The organism is Aliiglaciecola sp. NS0011-25, assembly GCF_040370605.1.
Taxonomy (GTDB): domain Bacteria; phylum Pseudomonadota; class Gammaproteobacteria; order Enterobacterales; family Alteromonadaceae; genus Aliiglaciecola; species Aliiglaciecola lipolytica_A.
Genome location: NZ_BAABWR010000018.1, coordinates 75,675 through 89,268, shown reverse-complemented (window position 1 = coordinate 89,268; position 13,594 = coordinate 75,675). Strand labels below are relative to the sequence as shown.

General features: G+C 40.9%; 12 protein-coding genes. 5 read left to right on the top strand and 7 right to left on the bottom strand.

Annotation, left to right across the window (positions count from 1 at the left end; all coding sequences use genetic code 11):
* Positions 1-136 precede the first annotated feature (136 nt).
* The 3 genes from ABWV72_RS15805 (at position 137) to ABWV72_RS15795 (ending at position 4,237) form a co-directional block, all read left to right on the top strand.
* On the top strand, positions 137-631 hold the full coding sequence (locus ABWV72_RS15805) for a peptidylprolyl isomerase (RefSeq protein ID WP_216047039.1): 495 nt from the start codon (positions 137-139) through the stop codon (positions 629-631).
* Positions 632-676: 45 nt separating this feature from the next.
* A complete protein-coding gene (lpxH, locus tag ABWV72_RS15800) occupies positions 677-1,417 on the top strand; it encodes a UDP-2,3-diacylglucosamine diphosphatase (protein WP_353371657.1) in 741 nt (246 codons plus the stop codon).
* Between the two features lie 735 nt (positions 1,418-2,152).
* Positions 2,153-4,237 (top strand): M13 family metallopeptidase, encoded by a 2,085-nt coding sequence (locus tag ABWV72_RS15795; RefSeq protein WP_353371655.1) that lies wholly within the window; start codon positions 2,153-2,155, stop codon positions 4,235-4,237.
* Between the two features lie 57 nt (positions 4,238-4,294).
* Here the strand turns inward: ABWV72_RS15795 and ABWV72_RS15790 are convergent, their stop codons facing one another.
* The 3 genes from ABWV72_RS15790 to ahpC form a co-directional block, all read right to left on the bottom strand.
* Positions 4,295-5,830 carry a methyl-accepting chemotaxis protein gene (locus ABWV72_RS15790; protein WP_353371653.1) on the bottom strand — a complete coding sequence of 512 codons (1,536 nt, stop codon included), beginning with the start codon at positions 5,828-5,830 and terminating at the stop codon, positions 4,295-4,297.
* 253 nt (positions 5,831-6,083) lie between these two features.
* A complete protein-coding gene (ahpF, locus tag ABWV72_RS15785) occupies positions 6,084-7,634 on the bottom strand; it encodes an alkyl hydroperoxide reductase subunit F (RefSeq protein WP_353371651.1) in 1,551 nt (516 codons plus the stop codon).
* A gap of 97 nt (positions 7,635-7,731) precedes the next feature.
* Complete coding sequence (ahpC, locus tag ABWV72_RS15780; protein WP_216050410.1) at positions 7,732-8,295, bottom strand: alkyl hydroperoxide reductase subunit C; 564 nt, start codon at positions 8,293-8,295, stop codon at positions 7,732-7,734.
* Positions 8,296-8,529: 234 nt separating this feature from the next.
* Here ahpC and ABWV72_RS15775 point away from each other — a divergent pair, with 234 nt between their 5' ends.
* Positions 8,530-9,438: a hydrogen peroxide-inducible genes activator gene (locus ABWV72_RS15775; protein WP_353371649.1), complete on the top strand. Its 909-nt coding sequence runs from the start codon at positions 8,530-8,532 to the stop codon at positions 9,436-9,438.
* A 240-nt stretch (positions 9,439-9,678) separates the two neighbouring features.
* Here ABWV72_RS15775 and miaE read toward each other — a convergent pair whose 3' ends face one another.
* From miaE to ABWV72_RS15755, 4 genes are all read right to left on the bottom strand, one after another.
* Positions 9,679-10,437 (bottom strand): tRNA isopentenyl-2-thiomethyl-A-37 hydroxylase MiaE, encoded by a 759-nt coding sequence (gene miaE, locus ABWV72_RS15770; RefSeq protein ID WP_353371647.1) that lies wholly within the window; start codon positions 10,435-10,437, stop codon positions 9,679-9,681.
* Between the two features lie 26 nt (positions 10,438-10,463).
* On the bottom strand, positions 10,464-10,754 hold the full coding sequence (locus tag ABWV72_RS15765; protein ID WP_342807573.1) for a type II toxin-antitoxin system RelE/ParE family toxin: 291 nt from the start codon (positions 10,752-10,754) through the stop codon (positions 10,464-10,466).
* Entirely contained in the window at positions 10,747-10,992 is a 246-nt protein-coding gene (locus tag ABWV72_RS15760; RefSeq protein WP_353371644.1) for a type II toxin-antitoxin system ParD family antitoxin, read from the bottom strand. The genes ABWV72_RS15765 and ABWV72_RS15760 overlap by 8 nt, the downstream gene beginning before the upstream one ends.
* 484 nt (positions 10,993-11,476) lie before the next feature.
* The gene (locus ABWV72_RS15755) at positions 11,477-12,343 is read right to left on the bottom strand and encodes a LysR substrate-binding domain-containing protein (protein WP_342807569.1); all 867 of its coding nucleotides are present in this window, start codon (positions 12,341-12,343) and stop codon (positions 11,477-11,479) included.
* Between the two features lie 119 nt (positions 12,344-12,462).
* On the opposite strand from ABWV72_RS15755, the gene ABWV72_RS15750 reads away from it, so the two are divergent.
* Positions 12,463-13,593, top strand: a complete 1,131-nt coding sequence (locus tag ABWV72_RS15750; protein WP_353371642.1) for an S-(hydroxymethyl)glutathione dehydrogenase/class III alcohol dehydrogenase — start codon at positions 12,463-12,465, stop codon at positions 13,591-13,593.
* The last annotated feature ends 1 nt before the right edge of the window (position 13,594 follow it).

Below are 13,594 nucleotides of genomic sequence, written 5' to 3'. Positions count from 1 at the left end.
TAAACCAGCGTGTTAGCAAAAATTAACACAAATTATTATTCCAAAGTGACAGCAACAGCTGAAATATTTTTATGATTGCGATACACTACTTAGCTGAACAAATTTAAATTCACTACTTTATCCACAGGAACCCTTGATGGTAAAACTACATACAAACTATGGCGTAATCGTACTTAACCTTTTTGAAGATAAAGCACCGAAGACGGTTGAGAACTTTTTAAGCTATGTAAAAGATGGATTTTACGACAACACAATATTTCATCGCGTCATAGATGGATTTATGATCCAAGGCGGTGGATTTGAGCCAGGAATGGACCAAAAAGATCCAAACGAGCCTATACAAAATGAAGCGAATAACGGTGTAGCAAATAACACTGGTACTATTGCTATGGCTCGCACCAATGATCCACATTCAGCGACTGCGCAATTCTTCATAAACCTTAAAGACAATAGCTTCCTAAACTTTCGCAGTGAATCAATGGAAGGTTGGGGATACTGTGCATTTGGTGAAGTTGTTGAAGGCATGGATATCGTGAACAAAATTAAAGGGGTTAAAACATCCCGTCACGGAATGCATGATGACGTACCTGTTGAAGACGTCGTTATTCAAAAAGCTGAGATAACCGATTAATAACATTAAAAAGGCTGATTTTAATCAGCCTTTTTTGTTTTCCTTATGAAACCATATACTTACTTTATTTCAGACTTGCATTTAAGTGCTCAGCGTCCTGACATTACCGCGTGTTTGGCATCTTTTTTAAGTGACCAAGCCTTAGGGGCTGATGCTTTATATGTCCTTGGGGATTTGTTCGAATATTGGATTGGCGATGACGATCGCAATGAATTTAGCGAACATGTAGCAAGCTTATTTAAGCAGTTTTCACAAACCGGCGTACCCATCTATTTTATACACGGAAACCGTGATTTCTTAATTCGAGAGAAGTTTGCGCGCAGAGCAGGCATGACAATTTTAAACCAACAACATGTCATCGATCTGTATGGAACCCCGACTCTGTTGATGCATGGTGACGAACTCTGTACGTTAGATCTCGCCTACCAAAAATTTCGGAAAAAGGCCCGTGGTTGGTGGTGGCCAAGAATGATTTTAAACTTGCCGTTATGGGTTCGCAGAAAAATTGCCGAAAAAGGACGAAAAACCAGCCAACAGAATCAGCAAAAACTTAGCATGGAAATAATGGATGTGACTTCCGCAGAGGTGGTTAACTATATGCAGGAATATAATGTCCAGCAATTGATCCACGGTCATACCCATCGTCCCGCCATTCATCAATTAGAAGTCAATAGTAAGCCAGCTCTTCGAATTGTGTTAGGTGATTGGTACGATCAAGGTAGTATGCTAAAAATCACTCCTAAATCCATTGATTTGATCAGCGCAGATTTAACAACTCCACCGTAGGTGACGGATTTATCCCCTACAACGCTGGCATCGGCATTTATGGCCTAAAGGCCATGCTACAAACTCCCCTCCTGTAGGTGGGGGATTTATCCCCTACAACACTGGCGGCATCATTTATGGCCTGAAGGCCATGCTACAAATTCCCCTCCTGTAGCTGGGGGATTTATCCCCTACAACGTTGGCAACACCATTTATGGCCTGAAGGCCATGCTACAAATTCCCCTCCTGTAGGTGGGGGATTTATCCCCTACAACGCTGGCATCGGCATTTATGGCCTAAAGGCCATGCTACAAATTCCCTTCCTGTAGCTGGGGGATTTATCCCCTACAACGTTGGCAACACCATTCATGGCCTGAAGGCCATGCTACAAATTCCCCTCCTCTAGGTGGGGGATTTATCCCCTACAACGCTGGCATCGGCATTCATGGCCTGAAGGCCATGCTACAAATTCCCTTCCTGTAGCTGGGGGATTTATCCCCTACAACGTTGGCAATATTATTCATGACTAAAGCACAAAATTATTTGTTTTGAGCTTGTTACTCTTAAATTATGTACCGTTTATCTAACAACTATGTAATTTAGATTCAATTATAGGTAGAGTAACGCGGTTAATATTGATTAAATTATTTTATAACATTTCAGTACTGGTTTCATAGACATGAGAGTACTGAATACAGCGTTTCATGTAGCTTTGGATTTTGATGTATACATCATAAAGCGAAAAATTGAGGATTTATGAAAAAAACACTTATAGCGGCCAGCATAGCGAGCGTATTTATTTTAAGCGCATGTAATAAGTCTGCAGATACACCTGCCCCAAAACAAGATGTGGCAGCCACAACGCAAACAACAAAGGCTGAATTAGGCGACTTTGGTATTGAGCTGGATGCAAGAGATGAATCAGTTAAACCCGGTGACGACTTTTTCCGTTACGCAGGTGGTACTTGGTACGATAACTTTGTAATCCCTAGTGACAAAGTTCGCTATGGTGCCTTTACAAAATTAGTTGAGCGCAGTGAAAAGCAAATTAAAACTATCATTGATGAATTAGCAAATACTAGCAATAGCGAAGAATTGACGTCGGAAGAACAATTAATTGCCAATTTCTATAAAGCTTACATGGACACTGAAGCGGCAAATGCCAAAGGCATCGCAGCCATTTCTCCAGTGCTAGAAAGTATCAGTAGTATTTCAGATAAAACCCAACTAACCGCCATGTTTGGCCGTGCTTGGCTCGACGGTTCGGCAAGCCCGATCTATGGTGGAATGTGGTTTAATCGCCTCAATCCAGATCAATACCAAATGTCTGTGGGTGTTGGTGGCTTGGGACTTCCTGACCGTTCATACTATTTAGAAGATAGCGAACGTTTTATAGAAATACGTGAAGCATACGTTGCGCACATTGAAGAGATGTTGAATTTTGCAAAAGTCCAAGATGCAGCACAAAAAGCCAAAGGCATCTTAGCCTTAGAAACCAAAATCGCTGAAGCGCAATGGCCTCGCGAAAAACGTCGCGATCGAGATTTGACACTCAACCAAATTGAACGGCAACAACTGTCAACCGATTACCCTGGCTTTGACTGGGATACCTATTTTGCAGAAACTGAATACAAGGTTCCGCATTTAAATATGTCACAGCCTGAACCGATCAAAAAAGCCATTGAATTAGTCAATAGTGAACCCCTCTCTGTTTGGAAAGATTATATGACTTATCATACGATCACCAACCAAGCTGAGTTGCTATCTGACGAAATTTTCAGTGCTAACTTTGAGTTTTATGGCAAAACATTAAATGGTCAGCAAGAACCTCGTCCTCGTTGGAAACGTGCTATAGCGCAAATGTCAGGTACCCAATCCCTTGGATTTGCTATTGGTAAAACTTACGTCGAAAAGCATTTTCCAGCCAGTTCTAAAGCACAAATGGCCGAACTGGTTGAAAACCTCAGAACCGCCTTGGGCGAACGTATCGATAGTTTGCAATGGATGGGGGATGAAACCAAGAAAAACGCACACGCTAAGTTAGCGTCTTTTCGTCCCAAAATTGGCTACCCTGATGAATGGCAAAGTTTCAATGGTCTAGAAATTAAGCCTGATGACCTAATTGGCAATGTACAACGTATTCGTAAGTTTTTTAGGGATGATAGCGCAGCTCAAGAACTTGAAAAAACAGATCGTGAACGCTGGGGCATGTCACCTCAACAAGTAAACGCGTATTACAATAGTTCGTTCAACGAAATTGTTTTCCCTGCGGCAATTCTGCAACCACCATTTTTTGATCCCAATGCTGATCCAGCGGTAAATTATGGCGGCATAGGGGCAGTAATAGGCCACGAAATGGGTCATGGGTTTGATGATCAGGGCTCTAAATCGGATGAAAATGGTATTCAGCGTAATTGGTGGACCGATGAAGATCGTGCCGCATTTGAAGCTAGAACCGATGCGTTAGCTGCCCAATATGATGGTTATGAGCCAATTGAAGGCAGTCATGTAAATGGTCGTCTGACTCTGGGTGAAAATATCGGTGACGTAGGCGGTTTAGCAATGGCCTATCATGCATATAAATTAAGTTTAAATGGCAAAGAAGCACCGGTAATTGATGGTGTTACTGGCGATCAGCGTTTCTTCTTAGCTTGGGCTCAAGTCTGGCGTGAAAAACGTACTGAACAAAGTCTGATGTCACAGCTTAAATCTGATCCCCATGCTCCGGCGCGATACAGAACTGTTGCCCCTCGTAACCATGACGCTTGGTACAAAGCATTTAACGTTCAACCGGGTGATGCACTTTATTTGGCACCTGAAGAACGCGTACGTATCTGGTAATAATGATTAAAACAGCAAGCGCAAGCATTAGCGCTTGCTGTTTTTATTTAATTCAAATTATCCAAATGTTAAACCCAGCGATGCCAGCACTTTTGCTTTAGTATTGATATCGTTTGAAGCTTCTTTCACAAAATTAACTTGCTCTAAATTTTCTTGCGAAATATTACTCACATTTAAAATACTATCGTTAACTTCCTGAGAGACCAATCTTTGCTGTTCAGCAGCTGTGGAAATCTGAAATGCGAGCCCTGATATCTCAGAAATTTGCTGATAAACGCCCTCAATTAACTCTCGCGACTGCCTAGTATCAGCAACACATTCAATTGCAGCATCTTTACCTTCATTCATGGATTTAGCCCAAGTAAGTAAAGTGGATTGAATTTCATTAATTGAAGTTTGAATTTGTTCGGTAGCCGAATGGGTTCGACTCGATAATGCACGCACTTCATCGGCAACTACCGCAAAACCGCGACCATGCTCACCAGCTCTTGCCGCTTCAATAGCCGCATTTAGCGCGAGTAAATTGGTTTGATCGGCAATACCTTGAATTTCACTCATCACGTTGCCAATGCGCTGCGCCTCTTCAGCCAGTTGGCCCGAAGCATTTGCAGAGCTTTCCACATCTTCAGCCAACTGCGACACTTTGTGCATTGTTTCGGTCATTGCTTTAGTGGCATTTTCACAACCTTGATTAGCACTTTCAATTTTTTGTGAAGTTAAGGTAATGTTGTTTGCCACCTCGCTAATCGAAGCGCCCATTTGCTCGATTGCAGCGGATACTTGATGTACTTCAGCCGTTTCTTTTTCAACACCTTCGGTCGCTCGCTCAGCTGCAGATTTTAGCTCGACGACAACGTTGTATAAAGATGCAGAACTATCTATTACCCGTCCGATGATAGTTCGAATTGCACCCTGATGCATTTTTGCGGGGAAATCAGCAACACTGACAATGCCCGTACCTGAAAAAACGAATCGAGAGACACTGTCATAATCTTGCTGAGATTTTTTAAGATAGTTTGGCAAACTTAAGATTTCACTTTTGAATACCAAATAAGGTAAGCCCACCAGTAACACAGCAAAATAAGGCATAAACATTGTTGCACCTAAAATAGCGGCCGCTAAGAGTAAAAATATAGCGTGTTTAATCCCCCAACTTAACGCCCATTTACGTTCGGCCTTCTCGCCTTTATTCAATTTAGAGTAAAGAGCTTCTGCACGTTTACGATATTCAGGTTGCAGAAAACGACGGACCGATTGAAAACCTTTTAAATCGCCATTTTCATAGACCGGAGTGACATAAGCATCAACCCAATAATAGCGACCATCTTGGCAACGATTTTTCACCGCCCCACGCCAAGGTTGCTTGGCTTTTAGTTTTTCCCATAAATCTGCAAATGCCGCTTTAGGCATATCAGGATGTCTTACGATATTGTGATTTTTGCCAACGATTTCGTCTCTGGTAAACCCAGCTACCTCACAAAACTTGTCGTTTGAGTAGGTTACTACGCCGCGAAGATCTGTAACAGATACCAACTCTTCATCTACCCCAAAAGTGACTTCTTGGTCGACAATATTCTGATTGCGTTTACCCATTAACTCGACTCCATTTATTCCATTAAATTCAACAAAACAAGATGTTGAAATACAAGATAATTATAATTATAAATTACTTTTGCTAATAGCTCACTGCATTTAGAACAATATGTTAGTGCTCCAAGTATAGACTGACTTTGAATGTTATCGGCGTAAGTCACCAATCTATTACCCAATTAATTGGATAATTTAATACAAAAAAGACAAGCCGAAGCTTGTCTTTGTCTTTTGCCCTTTGAATTTATATAGGCGTTTAGCTTTCTCTGATTAGATAATCAAAGGCTGATAAAGAGGCTTTTGCCCCCTCTCCCATTGCGATGACAATTTGCTTATAAGGCACGGTTGTCACATCCCCAGCAGCAAAAATACCAGGCTCAGAGGTTGCACACTTGTGATCTATCACCACTTCACCAAATTTACTAAGTTCAACCACATCTTTTAAGAATGCGCTATTAGGCACTAAACCAATTTGAACAAATACACCGGCTAAAGCTTGTTGCTTTATTTCCCCGCTAACTCTGTCTTCATATTCAAGGCCGACTACTTTGCCATTTTCTGACAATATCTGTTTAGTAGCGACGTTTTTGATAATCGTTATTTTACTATTAGCTTCGGCTTTTTCCACCAACACTTTGTCTGCTTTTAACTCAGGTAAAAATTCGAAAACAGTGACATGATCAACCATACCCGCTAAATCTATTGCCGCTTCAATACCGGAATTACCGCCACCAACAACCGCAACATCTTTGCCCTTAAAGAAAGGTCCATCACAGTGTGGGCAATAGGCTACGCCGGAACCCACATTTTCTTTCTCACCTGGTACACCTAGCTCGCGCCATTTTGCTCCAGTTGCGACAATCACTGTTTTAGTTTCAATAATTTCACCACTGGATAAATGTATTTTCTTGGTTTTCCCTTTCTCAATTTTATCAACACGTAAAAATTCTTTGATATTGACTTCGTAATCGTTCAGGTGCGCCAATAAATTACCAGTTAATTCTGTACCCGTTGTTTTAGGAACAGAAATTAAATTTTCGATTCCCACAGTATCTTTAACCTGACCACCTATTCGATCGGCAATCATAGTGACGTTCAAGCCTTTTCGAGCAGAATAAATCGCTGCGGCAACCCCAGCAGGTCCGCCACCAATAACAGTCACATCTTGAAGTGGTAAGGCTTCGTTATCATCGCCACCCACAATATAAGGGTAACGTTGGATTAATTTGTCGACCAACTGTGCGGTATCAATTTTACCATTGGCAAATAACTCGCCATTTAAATAAACACTAGGAACACCTTGAATGTTGCGCTGCTCAATCAATTCTGGAAACAAGCCGCCGTCTAGCATTTCAGTACTTATAGTGTCATTCAATAATGCAAATTGATTTAACGATTGCACAACATCCGGACAGTTGTGGCAACTTAACGAAATAAAGACTTCAAAGTGCAAATCGTCTTTCACTTTCTGTACCATGCTTTGCAAGGTTTTATCGAGTTTAAGATCCGTTCCAGAAGATTGTAAAATGGCTAATATAAGTGAGTTAAACTCATGCCCACTGGGAATGCCTGAAAACGAGATACCGTTGTTTTTACCGTTTACTTCTAAATAGAATGTAATTGGGCTACGTAAATTAACATCCCGCTCAATCAATGTCAGATTGTCTGAAACTGAGCATAATGATGTTAAAAATTGGACTAATTCTTGACGTTTTTCGTGCTCACCAGTTTGTAGAACTAGTGCCACGCTGTTAGTCATATTTTTGGTATACGATTTTAGAGCATTTAAAATATCGTTATTTAACATAGTGTTACCTTTTTACTGCAAATAAACTGGTGAAAAAAATGGCGGGTAGAAGCATTAACCTCCTATAACCCGCCAATTTACGTGGATTGTTTTAAATCTAGATTTTACCCACTAAATCCAAGCTAGGAGTTAAGGTTGCTTGACCTTGTTCCCAAGCGGCTGGACATACTTCACCGTCGTTTTCACGTACGTATTGAGCGGCTTTAACGTTACGAACCATATCTTTTGCGTTACGGCCGATGCCGCCAGCGTGAATGTGCGCTACTTGGATAACGCCATCAGGGTCAACCAAGAATGTGCCACGATGTGCCATATGATCTTCTTCGATCATCACATCAAATCCGCGAGTAATGGTGCCAGTTTGGTCGCCAATCATTGGGAAGTTGATTTTACCAATGGCGTCTGAAGAATCGTGCCATGCTTTGTGAGAGAAATGCGTGTCAGTTGATACTGCATATACTTCTACACCAAGACCTTGAAGCTCTTCGTAATGTGAAGCCATATCTTCAAGTTCAGTAGGACATACGAAAGTAAAGTCAGCAGGATAGAACAAGAAGATGCCCCACTTTCCTTTAACACTTTCAGACGTTACTTCAACGAACTCGCCGTTATGAAATGCTTGTGCTTTAAATTCTGGGATAGTTTTGCCGATCTGAGCCATGTTTGTATTCCTCTTTAATAAAAATTTGCTTTAAATTGGTTTGTTTAAAAAGCGTGTTTGCTTTCGACGGGGAGAATAATAGTTCGAATCAACGTGCAGTTAAATTTAATTAAATCTATACTTATCTTCTATTTTTTAGAACTATGAAAGTAGCGTGTTTTCTGTTTGCTACTGATACAATCAAGCTAATTAGAATTAATTTGAATTTATGTTCAATTTTTTGGAACAATGATTATGGTTTCTTTAAAACAATTAAAATACGCACTGGCAATTGATAAAACCCGCCATTTTAAAAAAGCGGCAGAAGCCTGCAACGTTTCACAGTCGGCATTAAGTACGGCTATTAATGAATTGGAAAAGCAACTCGGCTTGCAAGTTTTTGAACGCAACAATAAACAAGTATTAGTGACCGCCGATGGCGAGATCATACTTGCCAAAGCAAAACGTATTAAGCTAGAGATGGATGAGCTAATGCAATTAGCGCAAACCAACAAAATACCTCTATCTCGTTCCATGACCTTGGGCGTAATCCCTACCATTGGGCCTTATATGTTACCCAAAGTACTTCCAGAGGTGCGCAAGCAATATCCCGACTTCAAGCTACAAATCGTAGAAGAGCAATCCCATGTACTTGTGGATTTAGTGCGTAATGGTGACATCGATGCTGCTGTGCTTGCTCTACCCTACCCCGTCGATGGCTTGATGACCTTTCCATTTTGGGAAGAAGATTTTTACTGGGTCAGTCACAAAGATGAAAGCCCGAGTCAAATGAATGAAATAACCAGTGAAGAAATGGAAATAGAGAAATTAATGTTGTTAAAAGATGGGCACTGTTTAAAGGATCACGCATTAGTGGCTTGTAGCCTGCAGAATAAAAAGCAACAGTCGGATTTTGACTCGGCCAGCCTGCATACCATAGTTCAAATGGTCGCCGGAAAACTAGGTACAACCTTAGTGCCGCAAATGGCATTAGACCAGCTTATTCACAACCAATCAGAACTACGCGCGATCCACTTAAACGAGCCAGGGCCCCATCGCACCATAGCGCTAATCATCAGACCAAACTATGTGAGAACTTCTGAGTTAAGTATTTTAAAGGACATTTTTCAACAGCAGCTTACACAGAAGTGTGATTCAAAATAATAGAATTAGTTTATTAATTTAATCAAATTTAAAGAATCCAATGAATAGGTCAAGATAACGACCTAGTCCAAACAAGGTGATAAACATGAAAACTTTAATAAATAACGTTAAATCAATCTTTACTACAAAAGCGACCATCAACAGCACTAAAAATTGTAATTATTCAAATAATTACTACGGTGATCAAATTTGCGGCGCGAAATCGAACTCTGCGCAGTCAATAAATTAAACGACTATTCATTACGCCACAAGCACGCCACTATGGAAGCGGAATTCACTATCATCAGATAAAATTAATTCCGCTTCTTTTTGTTTAAACCACTCCACTCTTTGTTCAATGCCTTGTAGTGAAATTTTATCCGCTAAGCTCAGGTAATCCTGAAAGTGCCGAGCTTCGGAGCGCAATAAAGAGATATAAAAGGTCTCTAGTTCTGCGTCTAAAAATGGCGCTAACTTAGCAAAACGTTCACAACTTCTAGCCTCAATGAATGCGCCACAAATTAGGGTATCTGTTAGCTTGGCAGGTTCATGGGTACGGACACCTTTCATCATGCCACGGGCATACCGAGAAGCCGTTAAATTACTATATTCAATACCACGGCTTTGCATAATGTCCCACACCTGCTGAAAATGGTGCAGTTCTTCTTTGATCAACATAACCATTTTATTTATCAGCTCATCACCGTGGGCAAAGTTGGATTTGCTGATCAATTTTTTTGACAAGTTAACATGGTCTTTAAAGTTTCCATCACCCACTTTGCGATAAACAAAGTCTTCGAATGGCTTTAACCAAGCCAACAACGCGTCTCCACTTTCTTTATCCACTGCATAACGACGCAACAACAGCATTGCAGTTTGCGCGGCTTTAAGCTCACAATTTGCATGATCCACTAATAAAATTGGCAGATTCTCGGCCTTGATGGCCTCGTCTATCCATGATTGAGGGGTTTCACATCTAAGGAAAGAATTAATTGGAGAAAGTAGTTCAGATATATTCAAGAAAGCGTTCCAGTGTTGGTTAAAAATTAAAGATGAATACTAGGCAGCATGCGCTCATGCAGAATTCGGGTAATCGTAATGCCATAATCGGTTATTTTAAAATAAATAACGTGTTTTCCTTCCCTACAAAATCGATACCCCACCCTAATATGGTCACATGAAATTGCCAGTTTAGAAGAGTTCGCAAGCTCATTAAAAGCTGAGAATAAACTATCAATATATTGATCGGCTTTAACGAGACCCCAATGCTCAAAAGAGTAAACCCAAATTGATTCCAAATCTTGCTCTGCTTTTGGAGAAAGCCAAAACTCAGGCATACTTGGCGGCCATTTTCGCTTTAAACTCGTTAGCGTTGAGAGGCTTGGCTTCTCCGCTTTCCTCCCCTTCTATAAGCGCTTTTCGTATCGCATCATTGTAGCTATTAAGCTCTTGGTCTTGACGCAGTAATGTCCGGATGTATTCGCTATCATTTGTAAAACGTCCAGACTGGATTTGGTTTTTAATCCACTCATCCTGTTGCTCTGTAACGGTAATAGTTTTGCGTATTGTTGACATGCCCCCTCCGGAAATATGAAATATTCATACTATTGATGAAATTATAGTTATTTTCTGCTCTTTATACCAACAGGATTGTTAAAAATGGTAGTAGTTTATTGGCGTTGTTGTTTTTTTGGCTCGAGGTTTAAACGGATCATTATTTTTGCAGCTGTATAAAATAGTATGAATAGGAACCATAACATTGGTAGAGTATTATCATTAGAAAGCTTCAATTCTCGTTTAGCTTTATAATAAGTGTACGGCTCAATAAACCATTGAATGTGGAATATTCAGTATTTTATAAATGGTTGCACACTTAATCTTTCAGCTCACAATTCCTATGCTCTACTAATTATATTGACAGGTTTTCAGCCTTGATGGCTTCATTTTTCCAGCGTTGGGGGAGTGTCATATCTAAAAATTTATGATGGGGATCAACAACGCTAGAAAACGAATAAAACCACGACAAGTAAATTGGTATATATCACTCAGAGCAGCATTTTTACTGTAATTGCTCTGCCAAATAATCCACTAATAGCCTCACTTTTGGCGATAAATGGCGGTTTTGAGGATAAATAGCCCAAATTCCCTCATCTGGCTCTCGATAATGGTCCAATAAGGTGATCAATTCTCCACTTTGCAGGTGTTCTTGCACATAATAATCGGGTAATTGTACTATGCCCAAGCCTTTTAATGCCGCATCAACAAGTCCGAAGCCGCTGTTGTAGCGGATTTTACCAGTCACTCGAATGTTCTTTTCTTTGTCTGATTGTTTAAAACGCCAATAATCCAAGGTTCCTAAAAGACAATTGTGTTTACTCAATTCTGACAAGGAATGAGGTATGCCGTTTTTATCAAGGTAGGATGATGAAGCGCAAACATAGTTAGTCCGCGTTCCTAGTCTTTTCGCCATCATCGATGAATCACTTAATTTACCAATACGAATAGCTAAATCATATCCACCTTCAACCAAATCCAAGTTTTGATTGGTTAGAAATGCATTTACCTCAATGCCACTGTATTGCTCCATGAAACTATTCACCAGCGGTAATATTTGTTGTTCACCATAAGTAACCGGGGCAGTTAGCTTTACCTTACCTTGCGGTTTCGATTGCAAGTTTGTTATGGCGCGTTCGGCGGCCTCTAACCCATCAAGCACGCTGCGGCAATGTTGATAAAAAACTCGCCCTTCTTCCGTTAAGGACACTTTGCGTGTCGTACGATAAAACAATTTTATATTCAGTCGCTTTTCTAATGCGCTTATTTGTCGGCTTACTTGGGCAGTAGAAATAGCCATTTTTTTTGACGCTTGGGTAAAGCTCTCGCTTTCCGCAACGTAGACGAACTCGCTAATCCCTTCCCACTGCATAATTATTACCACCTCGTAAAAGTGAATTCATAAAACAGCATATTATCATCTTATTAGGAATAACTATAATAACCTCATAACCTACATACAGGGTGAACAACCACAAAGTGAGAATAACTATGTCAGATAAATTTATTAAGTCCAAAGCCGCCGTTGCTTGGGGGCCAAATCAGCCACTATCCATCGAAGAGGTAGATGTCATGCTGCCACGCAAAGGTGAAGTACTCATCAGGGTTATCGCTTCTGGGGTCTGCCATACCGATGCATTTACCTTATCAGGCGATGATCCAGAAGGTATTTTCCCAGCGATTTTAGGTCACGAAGGTGGCGGTATTGTAGAACAAATCGGTGAAGGGGTAACTAGTGTAGAAGTGGGAGACCATGTTATCCCCCTTTACACACCAGAGTGTGGTGAATGTAAATTCTGTCTGTCCGGAAAAACAAATCTATGCCAAAAGATTCGTGAAACCCAAGGTAAAGGTTTGATGCCCGATGGCACCACTCGCTTTTACAAAGATGGCAATCCAATTTTCCATTACATGGGCTGCTCAACATTTTCTGAATACACGGTATTACCTGAAATATCCTTGGCAAAAGTCAACAAAAGCGCAGCACTGGACGAAGTTTGTTTACTCGGTTGTGGGGTGACAACGGGTATCGGGGCGGTCATGAACACCGCTAAAGTTGAAGAAGGGGCTACTGTTGCCATCTTTGGTTTAGGAGGTATTGGATTGTCTGCAGTTATTGGCGCGACTATGGCAAAAGCGGGTCGCATTATTGCCATTGATATTAACGAAAGTAAGTTTGAACTAGCGAAAAAACTGGGCGCAACAGATTGTATTAATCCAAAGAACTACGATAAACCTATTCAAGATGTCATTGTAGAACTAACCGATGGTGGTGTGGATTACTCATTTGAGTGCGTTGGTAACGTAAACCTAATGCGCTCTGCTTTAGAGTGTTGCCACAAAGGTTGGGGTGAATCGGTAGTCATTGGTGTGGCCGGTGCAGGACAAGAGATATCCACTCGCCCATTCCAACTTGTGACTGGACGTGTTTGGCGTGGTTCTGCGTTTGGTGGAGTTAAAGGTCGCTCTGAATTACCCGACTACGTTGAACGTTATCTAGCGGGTGAGTTTAAATTGAGTGACTTTATTACCCACACTATGCCTCTGGAAAACATTAATGACGCATTTGACTTGATGCATCAAGGCAAGAGTATTCGAACCGTCATTCTTTTTGATCAGTAAA

What these genes read in the sequence shown, in the direction of transcription:
- ahpC (WP_216050410.1), bottom strand. Translation starts at nt 8,295, where the DNA reads ATGGCTCAGATCGGCAAAACTATCCCAGAATTTAAAGCACAAGCATTT.
- ABWV72_RS15805 (WP_216047039.1), top strand. Translation starts at nt 137, where the DNA reads ATGGTAAAACTACATACAAACTATGGCGTAATCGTACTTAACCTTTTT.
- ahpF (WP_353371651.1), bottom strand. Translation starts at nt 7,634, where the DNA reads ATGTTAAATAACGATATTTTAAATGCTCTAAAATCGTATACCAAAAAT.
- ABWV72_RS15765 (WP_342807573.1), bottom strand. Translation starts at nt 10,754, where the DNA reads ATGCCTGAGTTTTGGCTTTCTCCAAAAGCAGAGCAAGATTTGGAATCA.
- ABWV72_RS15755 (WP_342807569.1), bottom strand. Translation starts at nt 12,343, where the DNA reads ATGCAGTGGGAAGGGATTAGCGAGTTCGTCTACGTTGCGGAAAGCGAG.
- lpxH (WP_353371657.1), top strand. Translation starts at nt 677, where the DNA reads ATGAAACCATATACTTACTTTATTTCAGACTTGCATTTAAGTGCTCAG.
- ABWV72_RS15760 (WP_353371644.1), bottom strand. Translation starts at nt 10,992, where the DNA reads ATGTCAACAATACGCAAAACTATTACCGTTACAGAGCAACAGGATGAG.
- ABWV72_RS15775 (WP_353371649.1), top strand. Translation starts at nt 8,530, where the DNA reads ATGGTTTCTTTAAAACAATTAAAATACGCACTGGCAATTGATAAAACC.
- ABWV72_RS15750 (WP_353371642.1), top strand. Translation starts at nt 12,463, where the DNA reads ATGTCAGATAAATTTATTAAGTCCAAAGCCGCCGTTGCTTGGGGGCCA.
- ABWV72_RS15790 (WP_353371653.1), bottom strand. Translation starts at nt 5,830, where the DNA reads ATGGGTAAACGCAATCAGAATATTGTCGACCAAGAAGTCACTTTTGGG.
- ABWV72_RS15795 (WP_353371655.1), top strand. Translation starts at nt 2,153, where the DNA reads ATGAAAAAAACACTTATAGCGGCCAGCATAGCGAGCGTATTTATTTTA.